The organism is Hymenobacter lapidarius (assembly GCF_001816145.1).
GTDB lineage: Bacteria > Bacteroidota > Bacteroidia > Cytophagales > Hymenobacteraceae > Hymenobacter > Hymenobacter lapidarius.
In genome coordinates this window covers 25,548-42,975 of sequence record NZ_MDZB01000097.1, presented here as the reverse complement: position 1 = coordinate 42,975, position 17,428 = coordinate 25,548, and the positions used below count along the sequence as shown (strand labels likewise).

Below are 17,428 nucleotides of genomic sequence, written 5' to 3'. Positions count from 1 at the left end.
CTGCGCGCCTGTAGTAAGGTGAGTCTGTGACTCATGGCCGTGTGGCTGCCATGGAGGGCCGCGCCATCTGGCCCGGCGGCGAGTTACAAACTCGCTTTTACCTGAAGGCTCGCAGTTACGCGCTGCGCGATAAACTGCGGCCAGCACAAGTGAGGTTGCCACCAGCACATTTTCAAAAAAAGAAGCCCTGCCGCTTGCGCGACAGGGCTTCTTTTTTCAGCACCTCGCTACTTACGCCTGAGGCGTAGGCGCGGGGTAGTTGCGGGCGTCCATCATTTTGGCCAGCTTGCCGCTGAGGAGGAAGAGGATGATTGCCGCTGCGGCTGCCGATACTACGAACACCATGAAGAAATCGTAAAGGTTGTTGATTTGGAAGCCCAACAACTGCGGCGCGGGACCGGTGGAAGCGGGGTCGGGATAGAGGCTGCTCATGTAGCCGGCGAGGTAGTTGGCGGCGGCGTTGGCGAGGAACCACACGGCCATCAGCAGGGAGGCAAATTTGACCGGGGCCAGCTTATTCACCAGCGACAGGCCGATGGGTGAGAGACACAGCTCGCCCACGGAGTGCAGGAAGTACAGCGCCACGAGGAAGAACATGCTCACCTTCACACCGGGCTGCAGGTTGTTCACCCCGAAGCACATCACCAGGTAGCCGGCAGCCAGGAAAGCCAGGCCAATGGACATTTTGAGGGGGGACGGCGGCTCGGCGCCGCGGCGGCCCAATGCCGTCCAGACCATGGCCATGAGCGGGGCGCCGATTACCACGAAAATGGCGTTCAGGTTCTGGAAGATACTGGCCGGCAGGGTATAGCCGAAGATGGTGCGGTCCATCTGCTCATCGGCGAAGAAGGTGAGCGAAGCCGGGGCCTGCTCGAAAGCCGCCCAGAAAAACACCACGAAGAACGACACGATGAAAATAACCATGATGCCTTTTACATCGGCCCCGCTCAACGACTTATCGCTGAAAATCATGTAGGAAATACCCAACACGGCAACGCCCAACAGCGGGGCGATGGTGGGGAACTTGGCCGAATCGAGCCACAGAATGCCCAGAATCAAAGCCAGCAGTACCGGAAGCAGCGCGTACACGCCCATGATACCGCCCGACTGCACGGGCGTAAGGCCCACTTGCTCGCCGGTGGGCGTGTGCAGGTACTTGTCTTTGCCCCAGTTGAACACCACCGTGCCCAGCAGCATGGCAATGCCGCAGGCCAGGAAAGCCCAGCGGAAGTCCGAAGGGTTGCCGGTATCGCCGATGAGGCTGGTGATGGTGTTGCCGATGAAGGAACCCAGGTTGATGCCCATATAGAAGATGGTGTAAGCGGCGTCCTTGCGCTTATCGGTGGCACTGTAGAGCGTGCCCACCATCGACGAAATATTGGGTTTGAAGAAGCCATTGCCCACAATCATCACGCCCAGGCCCAGGTACAGCAGCCAGTGGCTGAGGGCGTGGGACTCGACCGGGCCATAGTTGGAAGCGCAGAAAAACAGTGTGAACTGGCCCAGCGCCATCAGCAAACCACCCGTGATAATGGAGCGGCGGTTGCCCCAGTACCGGTCCGAAATGAAGCCGCCGATGAGCGGCGTGAGGTACACCAGACTAGTATAGCCGCCGTAGAATTTGGACGCGAAGGCTTTGTCCATCATCATGGCCTTGGTGAGAAACAGCACCAGCACGGCCCGCATGCCATAGTAGCTGAACCGCTCCCACATTTCGGTGGCGAACAGCAGGTATAGCCCGCGGGGGTGGCTCGTGGAGTCCGCGGAAAGCGGTTGCCCGGACTGGGCAGAAAGTGGTTGCATAAGCGAAATTAGAGTGGGAAATGAGAAGGCAACTGGTGGGAAATGAGGCCCTGAATGCGAATCAGTGCAGTACGGGCACGGTAAATCTAGGAAAGTTTTGCCATTATCGTAGGGACGCGCCTTGGCGCGTTCAATCGTTGAACCGGGCCCCGGCGGCCGGCGGCCTTAACGTGTCAGCGCCCAAACGGGTCATCGCCCAACGATTGAACGCGCCAAGGAGCGTTCATCCGAATTATGCGCCACGGAGTCGCTCCGGTAGGCTTTGGCCCGGTAGGAGCCGGGCGAAAGGCCGGTTTGCTTGCGGAAGAACCGGGTGAAATAGCCGGGGTCGACGAACTGCAGCTCGTAGGCAATTTCGGCCACCGAAAGCGAAGTGTATAACAGGTAATTGTGGGCCTTGCGAATGGTGTGGGCCTGCACAATCTGCTGGGCCGTTTTGCCCTTCACGGCCTGGCAGATGCGGTTGAGGTGGACCTGGGTAATCTTGAGCTCCTGAGCAAATTCCGAGATTTTTTTCTCGAACGGAGCCGTCCGCGCAATGGCTTTCTGAAACTCGCGGAAGTAGTGCAAGGCGCGGTTGGGGCTTTCTTCCTTGCGGCGGTTGTGGTGCAGCAGCCGGAATATCTTCACGAAAAGCAGCTTGAAATAGCCGTTAAGCGCGAGCTGTTTGCCGGGCAGCTCCGAATAGATTTCTTCGTGAATCTGCTGCTCCAGGGCCTGCAGGTCGGCAAAGGTTACTTCGGAGTTGAAGTCGGAGAGAATGTGCACACTGTTTAGCTCGACCAGCACGCCGGGAGTGGCCTGCAGAATGGTGTCGAGCAATGCCTCGGAGAGCGTAAGGGTACGGCCTTTCACCTGCGGGCTGAACGTGAAGCCGTGCACGGTGTTGGCCGGAATGATGACCAAACACGGCGTGACCAGCTCCACCACCTCCGGGGCTTCGAAGGCCGCGCGGCCCGCTTCCAGGAAAAACAGTTGGAACAGGTTTTCGTGCAGGTGCGGCCTCAGGCCCCAGTCGTGGAGGCGCTGGCGCGGCACGATGAGCTGGCTTTGGAGATAATCGTGCGAAAGCCGCGCCTTGCTATCGCCGTAAATGCCATTGTAGCTGGCGATGTTGGAGGTCATCGAACTGACGGTTGGGGCAGGGACAAAGCAAACCAAAACAGGGGCCCGAACAAAACCACAAGGGTCTCAGTTGGCTTGCTGCCGTGGCTTGAGGCCTTAAAAATAACTGAGAAACCAGACATGGTTTAATTTGTCCCGTTAAACAAATGAATTGTTTCACTGCCATTGGGCTGAATAATTCTACCTTTGTACCCTCACTCACGGGAATTCCCACCCAACACCACAATTGCCATGCAAGAACCTTCCACACTTGCCTCCGACTCCCCCAATCGTTTGCAGGCCTTGGGCTTCAACGAAACGGCTACCGTCCACCTCAATTTGACGCCTGCCGAGCTCATTGAGCACGCCCTGCGCAACGGTGAGGGCCACCTCACCGACACCGGTGCCCTGATGGCCGACACCGGTAAGTTCACCGGCCGCTCGCCCAAAGACCGGTTTGTGGTGAAGGACGCCAATACCGAAAACAGCGTGTGGTGGGGCGATATCAACATTCCCTTCGAGGCGGATAAATTCGACCAGCTGCACCAGAAAATGGTAGCCTACCTGGCCGACAAAGAGCTGTACGTGCGCGAAGCCTACGCCGGCTCCAACCCCGACTACCAGCTCAAGCTGCGCATCGTGAACGAGCAGGCCTGGCACAACCTGTTCTGCTACAACATGTTCCTACGCCCCGCCGAGGGTGCGGACACCAGCTGGCTGCCCGACTTCAGCATCATCTGCGCTCCCGGCTTCGAAGCCGACCCGGCCGTGGACGGCACCCGCCAGCCCAACTTCGCCATCCTGAACTTCACCAAGAAGATGATTCTCATTGGTGGCACGGGCTACGCTGGCGAGATGAAAAAGGGTATTTTCGGCGTGCTGAACTACCTGCTGCCCCACGAGCGCGAGACGCTGCCCATGCACTGCTCGGCCAACGTGGGCGAATCCGGTGACACGGCCATCTTCTTCGGCCTCTCGGGCACGGGCAAAACCACCCTTTCGGCCGACCCCAACCGCGGCCTCATCGGCGACGACGAGCACGGCTGGACGCCCGAGGCCGGCATCTTCAACTTTGAAGGCGGCTGCTATGCCAAGGTGATTGACCTGAGCCAGGAAAAGGAGCCCCAGATTTGGGACGCCATCCGCTTCGGCTCCATTGTGGAAAACACCCGCTTCATCCCCGGCACTCACACCGTGGACTACGCCAACAAGTCGGTGACGGAAAACACCCGCACCGCCTACCCCATCAACTTCATCGACAACGCCATTGAGCCGTCGGTGGCCGATGCGCCGAAGAACATTTTCTTCCTTACCGCCGACGCCTTCGGCGTGCTGCCTCCCATCAGCAAGCTCGACAAAAGCCACGCCATGTACCTGTTCATGTCGGGCTACACCGCCAAGGTGGCCGGCACCGAAATGGGCGTAACCGAGCCGCAGACCACGTTCTCGGCCTGCTTCGGCGCCGTGTTCCTGCCTCTGCACCCCACCAAGTACGCGGAAATGCTGGGCAAGAAAATGGACGAAAATCCCGACATCAACGTCTGGCTCATCAACACCGGTTGGACCGGCGGCAGCTACGGCACTGGCCACCGCATGAAGCTGGGCTATACCCGCGGCATGATTACGGCCGCCCTCAACGGTCAACTAGACCAGGTGAAGTTCACCAAGCACCCCATCTTTGGAATGGCCGTGCCCGGCGCCGTGCCCGGCGTGCCCACCGAAATCCTGGACCCGCGCAACACCTGGGCCGACAAAGCCGCCTACGACAAAACGGCCGCCTCGCTGGCCGAGAAATTCGTGGAGAACTTCAAGAAATACGCGGACTTCGCCAATGAAGAAATTCTGGCCGGCGCCCCCAAAGTAGCAGTAGCCGCTGAGGTAGGGTAACGCCACTCGTTAGTCACCAAAAAGCCCCATCAGCTGCAGCTGATGGGGCTTTTGTATTTTAAATAATCATCCAGCCATGTGTGTTAATGGGGAGCGTTGCGAGATTAATATTCTCGAGATATGCGTTCCGGCAAGCCAACAAAGAATAATCTCTCATCACAGAATGATTTCCAATTGAGCGTTATTTTCTCACACCAAGTAATACAGCTCCAACTGTAAAGTCACCTGAACATAACGCCTTCCGCCCGTACTTTGCCCCATGCACACTTTTTACGCGCCCGAGCTTAGCGGCACTGCCTACACCCTACCCGAAGACGAAAGCAAGCACGCCGTGCGCGTGCTGCGCCTCGGCGCCGGCGATGCCGTGGAGCTGCTCGACGGCCGCGGCAGTCGTTACGCGGCGGCCGTGGCCGATGCCAACCCCAAGCGCTGCCAGCTGCGCATCACCCATCAGGAAACCGTAGCACCCCGGCCCTATTTCACCCACATCGCCGTGGCTCCCACCAAAAACCTCGACCGCATGGAGTGGTTCGTGGAGAAGGCGGTGGAAGTCGGCGTCGAGCGCATCACCTTCCTGCGCTGCGCCCGCTCCGAGCGCCGCGAGCTGAAGCTGGAGCGGCTGGAGAAAATAGCCATCAGCGCCATGAAGCAATCGGGCCAGGCCTGGCTGCCGCAGCTCGATGAGCTCACCGACTACGCTGATTTTCTGAAGCATGTGACGCCCGATACAGCCTACATTGCCCACCTGGCCGATGACGAGCGCACCGCCCTCTCCAATGTGGCCGCTACGGGCGCGGGCTGCTGCGTGCTCATTGGCCCGGAAGGAGATTTCACGCCAGCCGAGATTGTTCAAGCGCGGGAGCGCGGCATTCGGCCCGTGACGCTGGGCGCATCCCGGCTCCGCACCGAAACGGCTGCGCTGGCCGCCGCCTTCACTGTGCACCTGAGCCGGGAGCGGTAGGCGGCGGGCACGCGGCAAGGCGCACATATTCCATAACCATTACATCAACACGTATTCGGTATAATGAAAATCCTCGTTGTGGACGACGAAGCAGACGTCCGTTTGCTGTTCGAGCAGCGCTTTCGGCGTGAAATCCGCGAAGGGGTGTTTTCGTTTGCCTTTGCATTTTCGGGCGAGCAGGCCCTACACTACCTGCTCGATGAGGCGCGCTATTCCGAAGTCGTACTCATCTTATCCGACATCGACATGCCGGGCATGAGCGGGCTGGAGCTGCTACGGCACATCAAGCAGGACCACCCCAACCCGCCGCCCACCGTGATGATAATTACGGCCTACGGCGATGACGAAAGCTACAGCCAGGCCATGCACCTCGGCGCCAGCGGCTTCCTGCTAAAGCCCATTGACTTTACTGAGCTGAAGCAAAAACTCCTGCAGCTGGCTGCAACCTGACGGCTGCGGCGGGCTTGTAGGCAGGCGAGTGGCCGCGCGCAACTTGGCGGTGGGCGCGGGGTACCTGATGCGGCCCAGGGAACCAACTTCCGCCGCCTCGCTTTTACTTTGCCTGCGGCTGTTGAAACCGCCCACCTGCTCTATGCTCAAAAACCTGTTCCTTTTGGTTGCCCTGCTCGTCAGCACTTCCGCTGGCCCGGCCTCCTACAGCTTCCGCATTGCCAAGCTGCACTACGGCGGGGGCGGCGACTGGTACGCCAACAAAACGTCCTTGCCCAACCTTATCCAGTACTGCAACCAGACGCTCAAAACCAACATCGCCCCCGAAGAAGCGACCGTTGAGCTCGACGCGCCCGAACTGCTCACCTACCCCTTCGTCCACATGACCGGCCACGGCAACGTGACCTTCACCGCGGCCGAAGCGAAAAACCTGCGCCGCTACCTCACCGGGGGCGGTTTTTTGCACATCGATGACAACTACGGGCTGGATAAATTCATCCGGCCCGAGATGAAGAAGGTTTTTCCCGAGCTCGAATTCGTGGAGCTGCCCTTCTCCCACCCCATCTACCACCAGAAATTTGATTTTCCGCGGGGCCTGCCCAAAGTACACGAGCACGACGGAAAGCGCGCGCAGGGCTTCGGCCTGCTCTACAAAGGCCGGCTGGTGTGCTTCTATAGCTACGAATGCGACCTGGGCAACGGCTGGGAAGACCTCGGCACCTACCCCGAAGACACCCCCGCCGCGCACGATGCCGCCCTGCGCATGGGCGCCAACCTGGTGGCGTACGCCCTCACCCAGGATTAACTCCGGCGCCTACCCAAATGCAGTTGTATTTCTATCGGCATGGGCCGCTGCTCGCCCGTAGCGGCGGAGTGCGCGGCTAGTACTTGCGCTGGAAAATCTCGCTGAGCACAAACGCCGCCCGCACCCCCTCGGGCTGCCGGAGCATCTGGCGCACGGTTTCGTTCAGCGGCGCGGCCGAGCCGGTGGCAGCACCCTGCCGGTTGAATTCCGGCAACGCTTCGGTATAAGCCCGTGGCTGCTCCGACGCTCGGCGGACCACCACCGATGGCGTAAACCCACGCGAACGGGCAGTAGCCGGAGCCTCCAGTGAGGCCTGACGCACCGCGACGCGCTCCTTCGAAAACGTGGGACGGGCAATTTCGCGGGGCATCAGGCGCCCGCCCAGCGTGCGCGCAGCCGGCGCTAGGGGAGCCACGGGGGCCTTCTGCGGGGCCGGCGCAGCTGGCACGGGTGCGTTGCGGGCCTGCATTTGCTGCAGTAGCTCCTGAAAGCTGGCCGTGGGCAAGCCCGGCACCACACTGCCAGCGGGCCGCGTGGGCCGCTCGCGGCTTTCACGCGCGCTGTTTTCCTGCACCTTTTTCACCATACGGTACACAAATGCGCCGATGGCTAGCAGAATCCAAACCAGGGTTTTGAGTTCATCCATTAATGGAAGGTACGGAATGGTGGGGCTACGCGTAGTTGATTTCTTACCGGATGCCTTTCTGGGGAAAGCGGCCGGTTTTGGTGCGATAGAAAGCCTTGATTTTTTCCTCGTCGGCTGCGTAGTCGCCCGTTGGGTACACGGCTTCGCCGATGCCGGCTTCTTTGTTTTTATAGTCCAGATACCCCAGCCGGATGGGCACATTGGCACCCAACGCGGCAAAGTAGTAGCCCCGACGCCAGCGGGGCTGGTAGGCCCGCGTGCCCTCGGGCGTGATGAGAATCACCAGCTCCTCGTGTTGTTCAAATAGCTTCACCATGCCATCCACAAGGCTGTTGTTCTTGCTGCGGTCCACGGGCAGGGCACCCACGGCCCGCACCATGCCCCCCAGCAGCCAGTGCTCGGTCCACTCCTTTTTCACGGTGAAGCGCACGTCCACATCCATCAGGTAAAAGGCGGCGCGGGCCATGATGAGGTCCCAGTTGCTGGTGTGCGGGGCCGCAATCATCATGCTTTTTTTGATTTCCGGGTTGCGGATTTCGCCGAGCTTCCAGCCTGAAATCCAAAACACGAATTTGGCGATGTAGTACCAGGTTGTAGAGGTTTTGCGCGCGGGCATTGAGGCAGTGCTGGTGATGAGATAAAAACAATTGATGGGAGCGGCGGCCAGGCGGAGCCGCTCCATTTACCTGCAAAGATGGGCAGTTGCAGCCAAGTGCAGGACCTGCCGGCTGCTGCCGTCCACCGCTTTGCCTAGAGCAGCGCCTGCAGAGCTACCGCCTGGCTCAGGGTGTATTGGTAGCCAATATCGAACAGCTCCGCCCCGCGCTTGTAGCCCAGGGGCCGGTGGTGGCGCAGTTCCTGGGGTTCCAGCACCAGCGCGCACTGGGTTTTGCGGGCGGCCGTATTCGCGTTGATTGCCAGGTGCAACGTGCGCTCCACCAGCCGCCGAAAGTTGGGGATATGCGTTTCCGCGTGGCTCGGGTTGCAGTTCACCCCTACCACCCGCAGCTCAGACTTGCCCAGGAGCGGCTCAACCGGCAGGTTGTTGAGCAGGCCGCCATCCACCAGCTGCCGGCCCTGGTACTCCACCGGCCGGTACACGATGGGCACCGCCGAGGAGGCCAGCAACGGTGCCAGCAAGGGCCCGGAGTTGAAGTACACCGACTCGCCGGCCAGCAGGTCCGTCGCCACCAGCGTCAGCGGCACGTCCAGGTCTTCAAAGTTGACCCTGGCCCCCAATTGCCGGGCAATGAGCTGGGCCACTGCATCGAGATGCAGCAGGCCGTAGCGGCTAAACGCGGGCCGCGTGAGGCTGAACAGGTTGGTAGTCAGCAGCAGTTTCAGGATTTCGCGCGGCGGGAACCCCGCGGCGTAAAAAACGCCGGCAATGGCCCCGGAGCTCACGCCGGCCAGCTCCCCTACCGGCAGCTGCAGCTCGTCTAGCGCCGCCAGCACCCCGAGGTGGGCAATGCCACGCGCCCCGCCCCCCGACAATGCCAACCCCATTTGGGCCATGGTGTAGTTTGATTTCTCTTAATTTATCGTTTTTCGCAACCCGGTCCCCGTGGCGCCAGTCCGCTGCCGCACCCTGCGCAAGCACGTTGCGGCAGCGCCCTTTGCTGGCGTTACAGGTCCGCGATTCGTAGCGTTTCGGCCAGGCGGACGCCTTTGTCGGTGAGCTGTACGGTGCAGGCCTCATGAATAGGGTCGTGTTCGAGGACCAGCACCCAGTTTTCATCGGCTGCCCGCCGCAGCACCGCTTCCTTTTCGGTCATAGTCACCAGAGGGCGCACGTCGTAGCTCATCACGTAAGGCAGCGGAATATGCCCGGTACTGGGCAGCAAATCGGCCACGAAAGCCAGCGTACGGCCCTTGTAGTCCATCAACGGCACCATCATTTTTTCGGTGTGCCCGTCGGCCATGATGATTTCCCGAAACTGTGGTAGCTCGGACGGAACCCCGGCTTGCAGGCCCACAAACTTCAGATTCCCGCTCTCTTGAATCGGCAAAATATTTTCCTGCAAAAAGCTGGCCTTCTCGCGTGGATTGGGCTGCACCGCCCACTGCCAGTGCGCGTCGTTGCTCCAGTACGTCGCGTTTGGAAAGGCCAGGGCCAGCTTGCCGTCGCCCTTGCGCTGCACCGAGCCGCCGCAGTGGTCGAAGTGCAGGTGCGTAAGGAAAACATCGGTGATGTCCGCGCTGGTAAACCCCAGCTTGCGCAACGATTTTTCCAGCGTATCGTCGCCGTGCAGATAGAAATGCCCCCGGAATTTCTCGTCCTGCTTTTCCCCAATCCCGTTGTCAATCAGCAGCAAACGACCGCCGTCCTCAATGAGCAGGCACCGCATGGCCCACGTGCACATGTTGTTCGCATCGGGGGGGTTGAGCTTCTGCCATATGCTCTTGGGCACCACGCCAAACATGGCGCCGCCGTCAAGCCTGAAAAGACCGGTGTCGAGGGTATGGATTTTCATAGGTCAGTGAACAGTTATCAGTGAGCAGTGAGCAGTTGCCAGGAGTTTGCCGAACAACACTGTTCATTGCTCACTGATAACTGTTCACTGGTATTACTCCACCACCACGCCCATTGCCGAAAACTTGTCGATGCGCTGCGAAATCCGGTCTGCCGGCGCGATGCTTTCCAGTTCTTTGAGCGTCTTCAGCAGCGTATTTTTCAGCGTTTCAATCATTTGCTCGGGAGCCGTGTGCGCTCCGCCCAGTGGCTCTTTCACGATGCCGTCCACCAAGCCGGCTTTTTGCATGTCGATGGCCGTGAGCTTGAGCGCCTCGGCGGCTTGCTCCTTATAATCCCAGGACCGCCACAGAATGCTGCTGCACGACTCGGGCGAAATCACCGAGTACCAGGTGTTTTCCAGCATCAGCACCCGGTCGCCGATGGCAATACCCAGAGCCCCGCCGCTGGCGCCCTCGCCAATGATAACGCACACCACCGGCACCTTCAGCATAAACATCTCCTTGAGGTTGCGCGCAATGGCCTCGCCCTGCCCCCGTTCCTCGGCCTCCAGACCCGGAAAAGCGCCCGGCGTGTCAATCAGCGTCACCACCGGCACGTTAAATTTCTCGGCCAGCTTCATTAGGCGCAGGGCCTTGCGGTACCCTTCGGGATTGGGCATGCCGAAATTGCGAAACTGGCGCTGCTTGGTATTATGTCCCTTTTGCTGGCCAATGAACATAACCGGGTGGCCGTCTATCTCGCCGAAACCGCCCACCATGGCCTTGTCGTCGCCCACGGTACGGTCGCCGTGCAGCTCCACAAACTTGTCGGCCATGCCCTCAATATAGTCCAGGGTATAAGGCCGCTCCGGGTGGCGCGAAAGCTGCACCCGCTGCCAGCGGGTGAGGTTGGCATACGTTTCTTTCTTGAGAGCCTTTATTTTGGCTTGCAGCGCCGCCACGGCCTCGCTCACGTCGACGTCGCTCTCATCGGCCAGCTTTTGCATTTCAAGAAGCTTGCCTTCTAACGCAACGATGGGTTGTTCAAAATCAAGGAGCATGGAATACGGACTATTTCAAATGGAAAGACGAGAGAAGAACACCACGGAAAGCCTTTGCGGAGGAAAACCACATCCCTCAGCCGCAAAAGCCGTTCATCAGGCGGATGGCAAAGGTAAAACATCCATCGCAGCAGCAACCCACAAAAATTAATGAGCCTGAAAAACAACATACAACCGTTCCCAGCCTCCCTTTTTTAGAAAAACTTTGGCCCAGAGCTTGCAGGACGCGGTTTTATTCCCCTACCTTTGTATCACCAAAACGGAAAAGCACACGGCTTCTCCACCTAGGCAAACGGTTTGGTAGTTCAGTTGGTTAGAATGCCGCCCTGTCACGGCGGAGGTCGCGGGTTCGAGTCCCGTCCAGACCGCTATCGTTTGCTAAAAAGGCCATTTCCTCATCGGAAATGGCCTTTTTATTTTTTCAGTGGCAGATTTAAGAAAATTCATTCTTGCTAGAAAGGGGTACCGCACCAGCGCCTGGCTTCAGAAGCGTGAGCTGGTTGTTGGCCGGGTAGATGAGGGAGAGGTGGCCGGGGCCAGTCGTCACTATCCGACCCTGGTTTTCGCCCGGCACCAGCGGACGGTGCTCAAACCGTTGCCGGGCGTCAGCAACCGATGCCACCGGCAGCACGTGCGCCCCCGGCCGGGCCTACGCGGAAAACACCAGCGTATCTGCGCCGGGCAATCGTAGCGCGGGCAACTCCCTCGGCACCGCTTCGGCCGGCAGGTTGAGCACGTCGGCGTACAAGAGCAAAGAGGCCAGCAGGTCGGGAGCATATATGAGTCGGCTCGCCACCGGGCAGGAGTTCAGGAAATGGAAGTGCCGGTCCTGGCTCCGGATAGATTCATCCCTGTTTGATAAGTGAAGCCACATTCTGGCGTACGCACGAGCCTGTAGCACGCAGAACAGGCCCCGCCTGGCAAAGCAAAAAAACGCCCGGCAGGGCCGGGCGTTTTGTGAGGATGGCACCGACCAGCTACGCCGCCTGAATCTCAAACCCGGACTTTTGTACGGCCTGCATTATCTGCTCGGCAGTGAGCTTGTCGGAGGTGACGGTGAGAATCTTGTCGGGGTTGGCGGTATCTACCTGCCAGTTGCCGGCGCCGGCTTCCTGGTTGAGGACAGGCGTAACGGACTTGATGCAGCCACCGCAGTTGATGTTGGTTTTGAATTGGAGCGTTTTCATGACGAATAGAGCTAGCGGAGCCACCGGTGGTCCGTGTGAATAGAACACGCAAAGTTGCGGCCAGGTGCAGCCAGACCAGTACAGAATTGCGCCGCTGGCTTGCATGATTTCCCGGCTGCGCTTTGCTTCAGGCCATTAGACTATGCAGCCAGGCCCGCGCGGCAGGCCTCCTCGCAGCGCCGGCAAGCTTCGGCGCACTCCTGGCAATGCTGCATGTGGGCGCCGTGCTTTTCACACTCGGCGGCGCAGATTCCGCAGATTTCGGCGCATTCCTTGAGCAGATGGGCGGCGTGCTCGGAGCCGCGGGCCACGAAGCGGGCCGTGAGAGCGCAGATGTCGGCACAGTCGCGGTCGATGCTGATGCAGCGGGCCATCATTTTCACGTCTTCCTCCTGCAGGCAGGAAGAGGCGCAGTGCTCGCAGGCAGCAATGCAGGCGTTGAGGGCTTCGAGGAGGGATTGGTTTTGGGTATGCATGGGAAAAGAAGTTTGTGGTTGATAGTTACCCTGTGGTATACCCCAAGCCCATGCAGCCGGTTTTACGTTTTTCGTCTTTTAGCTTGCACTATTTGGCACCTCCGCATCCAGCACAGCAGCTTCAGGGGCAACGCGCTGCTGCTGGCGGTAGGCCGACGGCGCGCACTGCGCAAACCGCCGAAACTGCCCGGAAAAATGCGCCAGACTGCTATACCCCAGCTGCCGGGCAATGCGGCCGATGCTCAGCGGGGACGCCTCCAGCAGCTCCTGCGCGTAAGCCAGTCGCTGGTGTTTAATGTAGCCGGGCAGGCTCCCAGGGCCGGGCAGCCGGGCAAACAGGCCGTGCAGCTGGCGCACGCCCATGCCCGCCTCCTGCGCCAGGGCAGCAATCACGTCGCGGTGCGCAACCGTGAAGGGGCGGCGCAGCAGCTCGTCTACCAGGTGCCTGACCTGCGTAGCCAACACGTGCTTGGGGGTTTTGAGTAGGGCAAAGCCGGCCATCGCCAGCGCTTCCCGAATACGTGCCCAATCCAGCGCCGTGGCCGGGCCAGCCACGGTAGCCGCCCCCAGCCGCACCTGCAGTACCCGTAGCCCCAGACTTTCCAGCTCGTACCGCACCACCCGGATACCGCGCGGGCACACCATGTGCTTGATATAAAGCACTGTGCATCTAGTGTCGGGCGAAAAAGAGTGGTTGGGCAGCATTAATAGCTAGTTAAACGGCAGGCTGCACCGGGTTCTGGTCGGCGGGCGGTGTGAGCGGCTGCGCGTCAATTTCCTGCGGGTGCTCGTTGAGGCCCACTTCCCGATGGGAGGCGAAGTACTGGGCCAGGGCCTTCTCCCCCACCAGCCAGAACACTACCGGCGTCACGATGATATCGAGGAAAGTGGAGCTGAGCAGGCCGCCCAGAATCACGGTAGCTACCGGATACAGAATTTCCTTGCCCGGCGCGTCCTTGGCCAGCGTGAGCGGCACCAGGGCCAGGGCCGCCACCAGCGCCGTCATCAGCACCGGCACCAGCCGTTCCAGCGAGCCGCGGATAATCATGGGGATGCCGAACTTCTCGCCCTCGTGCTCCACGAGGTGGATGTAGTGCGAAATCATCATGATGCCGTTGCGCGAGGCGATGCCGGTGAGCGTGATGAAGCCCACCAGCGAGGCAATGCTGAACGTGCCGCCGGTGAGCAGCACCGCCACCACCGAGCCGATGAGGGCCAGCGGGATATTGAGCATAATCTGCCCCACCATCAGCGAGGACTTGAAGTGCGAGAACAGCACCAGGAAGATGCCAGCCAGCGAAAACAGGCTCAGCCACAGTATCTTCTGCGAGGCCGACTGCTGGCTCTCGAACTGCCCGCCGTAGGTGAGGTAGTAGCCCGGCGGCAGCTTCACCTGCTGGCCGATTCTGGCTTGAATTTCCTGCACCGTGGAGCCCAGGTCGCGCTCGGCCACGTTGAGCGAGATGGTGATGCGGCGCTGGGTGTTTTCGTGGTTGATGGTGTTGGGCCCCGGCTCGTAAATCACCTCCGCCACCTGGCTCACGGGTATCAACGCGCCGCTGGGGGTTTCGATGCGGGTCTGGCTGATGGCGGCCAGGTCGTTGCGCTGGGCTTCGGGCAGCTTCACCACCAGGTCGAAGCGCTTCTGGCCGTCGACCATCTGCGACACCACGGTTCCCTGAAACAGCGTTTCCAGGTCGCGCACCAGCTCCCCGCGGCCCATGCCGTAGGCGCGCAGGGCGTCGTCTTTGGGCCGAATCAGCAGCTGCGGAATCTGCACCTGTTTCTCCACCTGCAGGTCCACCACGCCGGGCACGGTGCTGGCAGCGGCCCGCACCTCGTTGGCGTAGCGGCGCAGCTCCAGCAAATCGTTGCCGAACACCTTAATGGCCACCTGGGCCCGCACCCCGCTCAGCAGGTGGTCGAGGCGGTGGGAAATGGGCTGGCCGATGTTCACGTTCACGCCCGTAATCAGGCTGAGCTTGTCGCGCATGTCGGCCAGGATTTCGTCTCGGCTGCGCATGGTTTTGCCCTCCTTCTCCAGCTCGGCTTCGGTCTTGAAGGCGACTTCGATTTCGGAGTTGTTCACCGATTCGGCGTGCTCGTCGAGCTCGGCGCGACCGGTGCGGCGGGCCGTGTAGGCCACTTCCGGAATCTTGAGCATCTGCTGCTCGCCCAGCGTGCCCAGGCGGTTGGATTCGGTGAGCGAGGTGCCGGCCGGAGCCGAGAAGTTCACCGTCAGGGAGCCTTCGTTGAAGGGCGGCAGAAACTCGGTGCCGAAGAAGGGAATAAAGGCCAGGGCCGCTATCAACAGGGCGCCAGCAACTCCCAGCACTGTTTTGGGATGAGCCAGGCCCCAACCCAGCAGGCGGGTGTCCTTTTTCTTGAGCCAGCGCACCAGCCCGCCGTCGGTTTCGGGGTGGTCCATCTGCTTCATGCCGGGCAGCAGGTAGTAGCAGAGCACCGGCGTCACCGTAAGCGAAACGAAGAGCGAGGCCACGATGCTGGTGATGTAGGCAATGCCCAGGGGCGCGAAAATGCGGCCTTCCATACCCTCCAGCGCGAACAGTGGCAAAAACACCAGCACCACGATAATGGTGGCGTAGACGATGGAGTTGCGCACTTCCGACGAGGCCGAATACACGACGCGCAGCACCGGTTGCGGGTCGGGCCGTTGCTTGTTTTCGCGCAGGCGCCGGTACACGTTTTCCACGTCCACGATGGCGTCGTCGACCAGCTCGCCAATCGCAATGGCCAACCCGCCCAGCGTCATGGTGTTGATAGAAATGCCCGCCGCTTTGAATACCAGCGCCGTGACCAGCAGCGAGAGCGGAATGGCGACCAGCGAAATGAAGGTGGTGCGCACGTTCAGCAAAAAGGCAAACAGCACGATGACCACCAGAATGGCGCCGTCGCGCAGGGCTTCCTCCACGTTGGAAATCGACGACTCAATAAACTCCGACTGCTTGAAAAGGCGCGTATTCACCTGCACGTCCTTGGGCAGCGAAGGCTTGAGTTCGACCAGGGCTTTCTCCACGGCCTGGGTCAGGCCCACGGTGGCGGCGCCGGGCTGCTTCTCGATGCTCAGAATCACGGCGGGCTGGCCGTTCACGCTGCCGTCGCCGCGTTTGAAGCGGGCCCCGAACTCCACCTTGGCCACGTCGGCCACGCGGATGGGTGACTGTTCGCGGTAGCCTACAACGATGTTCTCGATGTCCGCCACCGAGCGCAGCCGGCCCAGGTTGCGGATGAGCACCTCCGAGCCATTGCGGTCAAAAAAGTTGCCGGTGGTATTCAGGTTCGACTGGCGCAACGACTCTTCTACCTGATTCACCGTCAGCCCGGTGGCGTTCAGGCGGGGCATGTCCAGCAGCACCTGGTACTGCAGGTTGTCGCCGCCGATGGGAATGACCTGGGCAATGCCGGGAATGCTGAGCAGGCGCTGGCGCACGGTGTAGTTGGCCAGCGTGCGCAGGTCGGCGGCGTTGGTTTGCTTTCCACCCGACAGCCCCACCAGCATAATCTGGCCCATGACCGAGGAAATGGGGCCCAGCACCGGCGTCACCCCTTGCGGCAGTTGCTCGCCGGTGGTTTGCAGCTTCTCGCTCACAATCTGGCGGGCCGTGAAAATGTCGGTTCCGTAGTCGAACTCCACGAACACCATGCCCAGGCCGATGGCCGAATTGGAGCGCACCGCCGACACGCCGGTGGCCCCGTTCAGGGCCGTTTCCACGGGCAGCGTCACCAGGGCCTCCACTTCCTCGGGGGCCATGCCGGGCGCTTCCAGGAACACCGTCACGCGGGGGCGGTCCAGGTCGGGCAGCACGTCCACGGGCAGCTGATTGGCCGTGTAAGTGCCGGCAATGAGGAGGCCCACGGCAAAAGCCAGCATCAGCAGGCGGTTTTGCAGGGCAAAGCGAATTATCTTGTCAAGCATCGATGAAAGCAGAAAAGTAGGCTGCCAGATTAGTCGTAAAAGGCAGCAGAGTCAGCGGCTGATACCGCAGAAGCTGAGTAGCGCAGACCAATCAGAATCAACGGGCACCAGGCGCGTAATCAGTAGGCTGACTCGGGTATCATTGAGTAGCCGCAAATCCTACTTGCGGGCCGAGTTGTGGCTGCTCACGATTTGCCACTGGCCGGCGGCATTCTTGCGCAGCACCGACGTGGCCACCCCTTTGCGCTCAACGGGCGCGGGCGCGGCTTTGGCCTTGGCCTTGGGGTCGGGTTTCAGGCCGATGGTGTAGCCGTAGGTTTCGGTGGCGAAGGCGTAGGGGCCGTCCACCTGCACGCTCACCTTGTAGTTATCGTAAGTGAAGGAGCTGAATTCCTTGAGTTCCGGGCCCAAGTGGTGGTTGGCATAGTGGCGGTAGCTGCCCTCGGCGCTGCCCGACTCAAATACCTGGGACTTGGGCGCAAACAGACGGTCGGTGCCAGTGGTGTCGAGCTTTTCGACGGCCTGCTGGTACTGCTTCAGCACGGCGCGCACCGCCGTTTCATCGGCCGAAGCAGCCGGCGCGGTTTGGGCCTGAGCGGCCAGGGACAGGGCGGGAACGGCCAATAAGGCCACAAGAAAGCTGCGCATGAGGAGCAT

General features: G+C 60.6%; 18 protein-coding genes and 1 tRNA gene. 6 read left to right on the top strand and 13 right to left on the bottom strand.

Annotation, left to right across the window (positions count from 1 at the left end; genetic code table 11):
- Positions 1-231: 231 nt before the first annotated feature.
- Both BEN47_RS08205 and BEN47_RS08200 read right to left on the bottom strand, forming a co-directional pair.
- Positions 232-1,803 (bottom strand): peptide MFS transporter, encoded by a 1,572-nt coding sequence (locus BEN47_RS08205; RefSeq protein ID WP_070727087.1) that lies wholly within the window; start codon positions 1,801-1,803, stop codon positions 232-234.
- 189 nt (positions 1,804-1,992) lie between these two features.
- Complete coding sequence (locus BEN47_RS08200; protein ID WP_070727086.1) at positions 1,993-2,928, bottom strand: AraC family transcriptional regulator; 936 nt, start codon at positions 2,926-2,928, stop codon at positions 1,993-1,995.
- A 231-nt stretch (positions 2,929-3,159) separates the two neighbouring features.
- Between BEN47_RS08200 and pckA the strand changes: the two genes are divergently transcribed.
- The 4 genes from pckA (at position 3,160) to BEN47_RS08180 (ending at position 7,010) form a co-directional block, all read left to right on the top strand.
- Complete coding sequence (gene pckA, locus BEN47_RS08195) at positions 3,160-4,794, top strand: phosphoenolpyruvate carboxykinase (ATP) (protein ID WP_070727084.1); 1,635 nt, start codon at positions 3,160-3,162, stop codon at positions 4,792-4,794.
- 259 nt (positions 4,795-5,053) lie between these two features.
- Positions 5,054-5,755, top strand: coding sequence for a 16S rRNA (uracil(1498)-N(3))-methyltransferase (locus tag BEN47_RS08190; RefSeq protein WP_070727082.1), 702 nt, complete (start codon positions 5,054-5,056; stop codon positions 5,753-5,755).
- A 63-nt stretch (positions 5,756-5,818) separates the two neighbouring features.
- Positions 5,819-6,205: a response regulator gene (locus BEN47_RS08185; RefSeq protein WP_070727081.1), complete on the top strand. Its 387-nt coding sequence runs from the start codon at positions 5,819-5,821 to the stop codon at positions 6,203-6,205.
- A gap of 142 nt (positions 6,206-6,347) precedes the next feature.
- Complete coding sequence (locus BEN47_RS08180) at positions 6,348-7,010, top strand: DUF4159 domain-containing protein (RefSeq protein WP_083322252.1); 663 nt, start codon at positions 6,348-6,350, stop codon at positions 7,008-7,010.
- 76 nt (positions 7,011-7,086) lie between these two features.
- On the opposite strand, the gene BEN47_RS08175 is transcribed toward BEN47_RS08180, so the two are convergent.
- From BEN47_RS08175 to BEN47_RS08155, 5 genes are all read right to left on the bottom strand, one after another.
- Positions 7,087-7,656: a hypothetical protein gene (locus BEN47_RS08175; protein WP_070727079.1), complete on the bottom strand. Its 570-nt coding sequence runs from the start codon at positions 7,654-7,656 to the stop codon at positions 7,087-7,089.
- A gap of 43 nt (positions 7,657-7,699) precedes the next feature.
- A complete protein-coding gene (locus tag BEN47_RS08170; protein WP_239691541.1) occupies positions 7,700-8,338 on the bottom strand; it encodes a 1-acyl-sn-glycerol-3-phosphate acyltransferase in 639 nt (212 codons plus the stop codon).
- Positions 8,339-8,406: 68 nt separating this feature from the next.
- Positions 8,407-9,171, bottom strand: a complete 765-nt coding sequence (locus tag BEN47_RS08165; protein ID WP_070727077.1) for a patatin-like phospholipase family protein — start codon at positions 9,169-9,171, stop codon at positions 8,407-8,409.
- A gap of 110 nt (positions 9,172-9,281) precedes the next feature.
- Complete coding sequence (locus BEN47_RS08160) at positions 9,282-10,130, bottom strand: MBL fold metallo-hydrolase (RefSeq protein ID WP_070727075.1); 849 nt, start codon at positions 10,128-10,130, stop codon at positions 9,282-9,284.
- A gap of 93 nt (positions 10,131-10,223) precedes the next feature.
- Positions 10,224-11,171, bottom strand: coding sequence for an acetyl-CoA carboxylase carboxyltransferase subunit alpha (locus tag BEN47_RS08155; RefSeq protein WP_070727073.1), 948 nt, complete (start codon positions 11,169-11,171; stop codon positions 10,224-10,226).
- Between BEN47_RS08155 and BEN47_RS21390 the strand changes: the two genes are divergently transcribed.
- Together BEN47_RS21390 and BEN47_RS08150 are read left to right on the top strand one after the other, a co-directional pair.
- A complete protein-coding gene (locus tag BEN47_RS21390; RefSeq protein ID WP_158010921.1) occupies positions 11,170-11,322 on the top strand; it encodes a hypothetical protein in 153 nt (50 codons plus the stop codon). The two genes, BEN47_RS08155 and BEN47_RS21390, sit on opposite strands and share 2 nt — an antisense overlap.
- A gap of 143 nt (positions 11,323-11,465) precedes the next feature.
- Positions 11,466-11,539 (top strand) — tRNA-Asp (locus BEN47_RS08150).
- 281 nt (positions 11,540-11,820) lie between these two features.
- Here BEN47_RS08150 and BEN47_RS21385 read toward each other — a convergent pair.
- The 6 genes from BEN47_RS21385 to BEN47_RS08115 form a co-directional block, all read right to left on the bottom strand.
- Positions 11,821-11,967, bottom strand: a complete 147-nt coding sequence (locus BEN47_RS21385; protein ID WP_158010919.1) for a hypothetical protein — start codon at positions 11,965-11,967, stop codon at positions 11,821-11,823.
- 181 nt (positions 11,968-12,148) lie between these two features.
- Positions 12,149-12,358, bottom strand: coding sequence for a heavy-metal-associated domain-containing protein (locus BEN47_RS08135; RefSeq protein ID WP_070727066.1), 210 nt, complete (start codon positions 12,356-12,358; stop codon positions 12,149-12,151).
- A gap of 140 nt (positions 12,359-12,498) precedes the next feature.
- A complete protein-coding gene (locus tag BEN47_RS08130; RefSeq protein WP_070727064.1) occupies positions 12,499-12,834 on the bottom strand; it encodes a four-helix bundle copper-binding protein in 336 nt (111 codons plus the stop codon).
- A 78-nt stretch (positions 12,835-12,912) separates the two neighbouring features.
- On the bottom strand, positions 12,913-13,539 hold the full coding sequence (locus tag BEN47_RS08125) for a helix-turn-helix transcriptional regulator (protein WP_094123011.1): 627 nt from the start codon (positions 13,537-13,539) through the stop codon (positions 12,913-12,915).
- 10 nt (positions 13,540-13,549) lie between these two features.
- Positions 13,550-16,771, bottom strand: coding sequence for an efflux RND transporter permease subunit (locus tag BEN47_RS08120; protein ID WP_070727059.1), 3,222 nt, complete (start codon positions 16,769-16,771; stop codon positions 13,550-13,552).
- 159 nt (positions 16,772-16,930) lie between these two features.
- The gene (locus tag BEN47_RS08115; RefSeq protein ID WP_070727122.1) at positions 16,931-17,419 is read right to left on the bottom strand and encodes a YybH family protein; all 489 of its coding nucleotides are present in this window, start codon (positions 17,417-17,419) and stop codon (positions 16,931-16,933) included.
- Positions 17,420-17,428 lie beyond the last annotated feature (9 nt).

Bases quoted from the DNA above. Each gene is read 5' to 3' on its own strand.
- BEN47_RS08160 (WP_070727075.1), bottom strand. From the start codon at position 10,130: ATGAAAATCCATACCCTCGACACCGGTCTTTTCAGGCTTGACGGCGGC.
- BEN47_RS08185 (WP_070727081.1), top strand. From the start codon at position 5,819: ATGAAAATCCTCGTTGTGGACGACGAAGCAGACGTCCGTTTGCTGTTC.
- BEN47_RS08155 (WP_070727073.1), bottom strand. From the start codon at position 11,171: ATGCTCCTTGATTTTGAACAACCCATCGTTGCGTTAGAAGGCAAGCTT.
- BEN47_RS08175 (WP_070727079.1), bottom strand. From the start codon at position 7,656: ATGGATGAACTCAAAACCCTGGTTTGGATTCTGCTAGCCATCGGCGCA.
- pckA (WP_070727084.1), top strand. From the start codon at position 3,160: ATGCAAGAACCTTCCACACTTGCCTCCGACTCCCCCAATCGTTTGCAG.
- BEN47_RS08125 (WP_094123011.1), bottom strand. From the start codon at position 13,539: ATGCTGCCCAACCACTCTTTTTCGCCCGACACTAGATGCACAGTGCTT.
- BEN47_RS08130 (WP_070727064.1), bottom strand. From the start codon at position 12,834: ATGCATACCCAAAACCAATCCCTCCTCGAAGCCCTCAACGCCTGCATT.
- BEN47_RS08115 (WP_070727122.1), bottom strand. From the start codon at position 17,419: ATGCGCAGCTTTCTTGTGGCCTTATTGGCCGTTCCCGCCCTGTCCCTG.
- BEN47_RS08180 (WP_083322252.1), top strand. From the start codon at position 6,348: ATGCTCAAAAACCTGTTCCTTTTGGTTGCCCTGCTCGTCAGCACTTCC.
- BEN47_RS08165 (WP_070727077.1), bottom strand. From the start codon at position 9,171: ATGGCCCAAATGGGGTTGGCATTGTCGGGGGGCGGGGCGCGTGGCATT.
- BEN47_RS08120 (WP_070727059.1), bottom strand. From the start codon at position 16,771: ATGCTTGACAAGATAATTCGCTTTGCCCTGCAAAACCGCCTGCTGATG.
- BEN47_RS08170 (WP_239691541.1), bottom strand. From the start codon at position 8,338: ATGGAGCGGCTCCGCCTGGCCGCCGCTCCCATCAATTGTTTTTATCTC.
- BEN47_RS08135 (WP_070727066.1), bottom strand. From the start codon at position 12,358: ATGAAAACGCTCCAATTCAAAACCAACATCAACTGCGGTGGCTGCATC.
- BEN47_RS21390 (WP_158010921.1), top strand. From the start codon at position 11,170: ATGGAATACGGACTATTTCAAATGGAAAGACGAGAGAAGAACACCACG.
- BEN47_RS08190 (WP_070727082.1), top strand. From the start codon at position 5,054: ATGCACACTTTTTACGCGCCCGAGCTTAGCGGCACTGCCTACACCCTA.
- BEN47_RS08205 (WP_070727087.1), bottom strand. From the start codon at position 1,803: ATGCAACCACTTTCTGCCCAGTCCGGGCAACCGCTTTCCGCGGACTCC.
- BEN47_RS08200 (WP_070727086.1), bottom strand. From the start codon at position 2,928: ATGACCTCCAACATCGCCAGCTACAATGGCATTTACGGCGATAGCAAG.